Source organism: Microbacterium umsixpiens, assembly GCF_053543675.1.
The window spans coordinates 1-4,482 of record NZ_JBLVOH010000049.1; the positions used below are offsets into that span (position 1 = coordinate 1).

Consider the following 4,482-nt stretch of genomic DNA (forward strand, 5'->3'; position numbering starts at 1 on the left):
CGCGGCGGCGACCGCGGCACGCAGGTCGTCGACCGCCGCGGGGCCCTTCGCGATCTCGATGACGTCGACGCCGTAGCTGCGCGCGTTCATGGCGAGGTCGACCGGCAGCACGTCGCCGCGCTGGAAGTTGCGCGCCTCGTCGTCGTAGCGGCGGTACTCGGTGCCGAAGCGCTCCGAGCCGACCGTCTCCGAGAGGTGCCCGATCGAGGCATAGCCCTGGTTCTGGATGAGCACGACGATGATCTTGATCCCCTCGGCCACGGCCGTCGCGAGCTCGGAGCTCAGCATCAGGTACGAGCCGTCGCCGACCATGACGACGACGTCGCGCTCGTCGCCGGATGCCGTGAGCCCGCGCTTGACGCCGAGTCCTCCCGCGATTTCGTACCCCATGCAGGAGTATGCGTATTCGACGTGATAGCCGAGCGGATCGCTGACGCGCCAGAGCTTGTGCAGGTCGCCGGGGAGCGAGCCGGCCGCCTGCACGATCACGTCTTCGTCGGCCACGGCCCCGCGCACGGCGCCGATGATCTCGGGCTGGCCCGGCAGCTCGCGGCCCGTGGGGGCGAGCGCCCGGTCGACGACCGCATCCCACTCGCGCTTCTCATCGGCGATCCGTGCGCTCAGCGCCGGTGCGACGCGGTATCCGTCGAGCTCGTCGCGCAGCACGACCAGGGTCTCCCTGGCATCCGCGACGACGGGCAGCTGCGAGCCGTGCTTGTAGGCGTCGAAGGCCGCGACGTTGATGTTGACGAACACCGTGTCGGGGTTCTGGAAGGCCGTGCGGGATGCCGTCGTGAAGTCGCTGTACCGGGTGCCGACGCCGATGATGACGTCGGCCTCCGCCGCGATGCGGTTCGCCGCGGTGGTGCCGGTCGCGCCGATCCCGCCCAGGTACTGGGGGTGATCCCACGGCAGCGCGCCGCCGCCCGCCTGCGTCGTGCCGACCGGGATGCCCGTGGCCTCGACCAACGCCCGCAGCGCCTGCTCCGCCTCGGAGTAGATGACACCGCCACCCGCGACGAGGAGCGGCTGCTTCGCGCCGCGGATCGCCGCCACCGCCCGCGCCAACGGTCCGCGCTCCGGCAGCGGCCGGCGGATGTGCCACTCCCGGTCCTGGAGGAACTCGAGGGGGACCTCCAGCGCTTCGGCCTGCACGTCTTCGGGCAGGGCGATCGTCACCGCACCGGTCTCGGCGGGATCGGTGAGGACGCGCATCGCGGCGAGCGCGATCGAGAACAGCTGCTCCGGGCGCTGCACCCGGTCGAAGAAGACCGAGAGCGGGCGGAACGCGTCGTTCACGGTGAGCCCGATGTCGTGCGGGCGCTCCAACTGCTGCAGCACGGGGTCCGCGACCCGGGTGGCGAAGGTGTCGCTCGGCAGCAGCAGCGCCGGCAGCCGGTTGGTGGTCGCGAGCGCCGCACCGGTGAGCATGTTCGTGGCGCCGGGACCGACCGAGGCCGTGCTCGCGAACGTCGCCCTGCGGCGATGCATCCGGGCGAACCCGACGGCCTGGTGCACCATCGCCTGCTCGTTGCGGGCCTGGTGGTAGGGCATCAGGTCGGGCTGCTCGAGGTTGTACTGCTGCAGCGCCTGGCCGAGACCGGCGACGTTCCCGTGACCGAAGATGCCGAACATGCCGGGCACGGTGCGCTCGCGGATGTCGCCGTCGACCGTCCACTGCCGCGAGAGGAACTCGACCAGTGCCTGGCCGACCGTCATCCGTCTGGTCTGCATCAGAGTTCTCCCTCTGCTCGGTAGGGCAGCCGGGGATCGATGTCCTGCCCGCTCCAGCTGTCGCGCACCCACGCGTGCGCGGGGTCGTCGGTGATGAGCCAGGCCCGCTCCCGGTCGGGGCCGGCCATGACGTTGAGGTAGTAGAGGTCGTAGCCGGGAGCGGCCACGGCGGGACCGTGGAATCCGAACGGCACCAGCGCGATGTCGCCGGTGCGCACCCGTTCGGCGATGTCGATCTCGCCGGCGCCCGAGGAGTAGGTCGCGAACATCCCGAAGGCCGCGTCGGCGGCGGCGTCTCCGCTCGAGCGCGTGGGCGCCGCCTCGAAGTAGTAGATCTCCTCGAGCCGGGATTCTCGCCCCGGCACGTGCTCGTCGTGCTTGTGCGGCGGGTACGACGACCAGTTCTCGGCGGGCGTGATGACCTCGCACACGATGAGGCGCTCGGCGTCGAGCGCCTCCGGTGTGCCGAAGTTGTGCACCTGCCGGCTGGAGGCGCCGGCGCCACGGAGTTCGACCGGGGTCTCGGCCGCGAGGATGTGCCGCGTGGGATGCACGACCGAGGTGGGCGAAGACGCCACGGCCACCCGACCGGAGCCCGTGATGACGGCCGTGGCCGCCGCCGAGAGGTAGAGCACGTCGCTCGGACCGTCGAACACGGAGCGGCGACCGGCGAGCAGCGTCTCGGCGGTCGATCCCTCCTCGGTGTGCGCCACGGAGAACGACCCGGAGAGCGGCACGATGATCCGCTCCACCCCGGTGTCGGCGAGCGCGAGGCTCTCCCCCGCGCCGAGCTCGCCGATGCGGATGCCGGTGTGCGCCCAGCCGGGCGTCGCGTCGTCGACCACGCTCTCCCAGCCGTCGCGGCCGATCGCGCCCCGGCGGTGGAACCAGTTCCCGTCCTCGGTCATGGCCTCTCCTGCCCGCATCCGCTGCTCAGCTGTTCTGGGGGAAGCCGAGGTCGATGCCGCCGTGGAGGGCGGGGTCGAGCCAGCGACTGGTGATCGCCTTCTCGCGGGTGAAGAAGTCGAAGCCATGGACACCGTACGCCTTCGCGTCGCCGAACAGCGATGCCTTCCACCCGCCGAACGAGTGGTACGCGACGGGAACCGGGATGGGCACGTTGATGCCGATCATCCCGACCTGGACCTCGTGCTGGAAGCGGCGGGCCGCCCCACCGTCGTTGGTGAAGATCGCGGTCCCGTTGCCGAACCGGCCGGAGTTGATCAGGTCGACCCCCTCCTGGAAGGTCTGCACCCGCACCACCGACAGCACCGGACCGAAGATCTCCTCCTGGTACGCCCGCGAGGAGGTCGGGATCTCGTCGATGAGCGTCGGCCCGAACCAGAAGCCGTCCTCGTTCCCGTCGACCGTCAACCCTCTGCCGTCGACCACGATGCGCGCCCCGTCGGCCTCGGCGATGTCGACGTAGCCCGACACCTTCGCGCGGTGCTCCGCCGTGATCAGCGGACCCATGTCGGGCTCGCCGTCGGCACCGCCCGCACCGTCGCCGATGCGCAGCCCCGCGATGCGCTGCGAGATGCGCTCGATCAGCTCGTCCGCCACCGGCTCGACCGCGAGCAGGACCGAGACGGCCATGCACCGCTCCCCCGCCGCGCCGAATCCCGCGTTCACGGCCTGGTCGGCGACGAGGTCGAGGTCGGCATCCGGCAGGACGAGCATGTGGTTCTTCGCGCCGCCGAGCGCCTGCACGCGCTTGCCGTGGCGGGACGCGGTCTCGTAGATGTACTGCGCGATGGGCGTCGAGCCGACGAACGAGATCGAAGCGACGTCCGGGCTCTCCAGCAGCCCGTCCACCGCCTGCTTGTCGCCCTGCAGCACGGTGAACACGCCATCGGGCAGCCCGGCCTCGGCCCAGAGGGCGGCGAGCCAGAGCGCGGCGGACGGGTCCTTCTCGCTGGGCTTGAGCACCACGGCGTTGCCCGCGGCGATCGCGACCGGGAAGAACCACATCGGCACCATCGCGGGGAAGTTGAACGGGGAGATGATGCCGACGACGCCGAGCGGCTGCTTGAGGGAGTACACGTCGATGCCGGTCGAGACGTTCTCCGAGTAGGCGCCCTTGATCAGGTGCGGGAACCCGGTCGCGAGTTCCACGACCTCCTGTCCGCGCAGGATCTCGCCCATCGCATCGGAGCGGACCTTGCCGTGCTCGGCCGTGATGATCGCCGCCAGCTCACCCTTGCGCGCGTTCAGCAGCTCACGGAACGCGAACATCACCGCCTGGCGCCGCGCGATCGAGTAGGCGCTCCACACCTGGAATCCGCGCCGCGCGGACGCGATGGCGTCCGCGATCTCGGAGTCGTCGGCCAGGGCGACATGCCCGGTCACCGCCCCCGTCGCGGGGTTGTGGACGGGAGCCGTGCGGCCGCTCGCCGAGGCGCGGGCGGCCCCGTCGATCCAATGGGCGATGACGGGGATGTCGGAAGCGGAGGTCATGCGTGTCCTTCTGCGGAGAGGGCGATCAGGCGGTCAGCCCGGGGTGGACGAGGGAGGCCGCGACGTCGATGGCGGATGCCACGTCGATGTCCGACGAGTAGAGGAGAGTGCGGCCGACGGTCAGGCCGCGCACGCCGGGGAGCGAGAGGGCGTCCTCCCAGGACGAGAACGTGTCGTCGGGGTCGGCGCCCGCGTCGCCGCCGAGCAGCAGCACGGGCAGCGTCGTCGCCGCGAGCACGCGTTCCATGTCGTCGACGACCGGAAGCTTCAACCAGGTGCTCGCGCTGCTCG

At 71.1% G+C, this 4,482-nt stretch carries 4 protein-coding genes; all 4 read right to left on the minus strand.

Annotated features, from left to right (window positions below; all coding sequences use genetic code 11):
* Positions 1 to 1,734: 3D-(3,5/4)-trihydroxycyclohexane-1,2-dione acylhydrolase (decyclizing) (iolD, locus tag ACNPM4_RS05420; RefSeq protein ID WP_448984972.1), on the minus strand; the 1,734-nt coding region annotated here is incomplete at its 3' end.
* Entirely contained in the window at positions 1,734 to 2,642 is a 909-nt protein-coding gene (gene iolB / locus ACNPM4_RS05425; RefSeq protein WP_448984974.1) for a 5-deoxy-glucuronate isomerase, read from the minus strand. The genes iolB and iolD, both read right to left, overlap by 1 nt.
* A 25-nt stretch (positions 2,643 to 2,667) precedes the next feature.
* A complete protein-coding gene (locus ACNPM4_RS05430) occupies positions 2,668 to 4,191 on the minus strand; it encodes a CoA-acylating methylmalonate-semialdehyde dehydrogenase (protein WP_448984976.1) in 1,524 nt (507 codons plus the stop codon).
* A 25-nt stretch (positions 4,192 to 4,216) separates the two neighbouring features.
* Positions 4,217 to 4,482, minus strand: a 266-nt coding sequence (locus ACNPM4_RS05435) for a Cgl0159 family (beta/alpha)8-fold protein (protein WP_448984978.1), incomplete at its 5' end; no start/stop codon positions are given.

Bases quoted from the DNA above. Each gene is read 5' to 3' on its own strand.
- ACNPM4_RS05430 (WP_448984976.1), bottom strand. From the start codon at position 4,191: ATGACCTCCGCTTCCGACATCCCCGTCATCGCCCATTGGATCGACGGG.
- iolB (WP_448984974.1), bottom strand. From the start codon at position 2,642: ATGACCGAGGACGGGAACTGGTTCCACCGCCGGGGCGCGATCGGCCGC.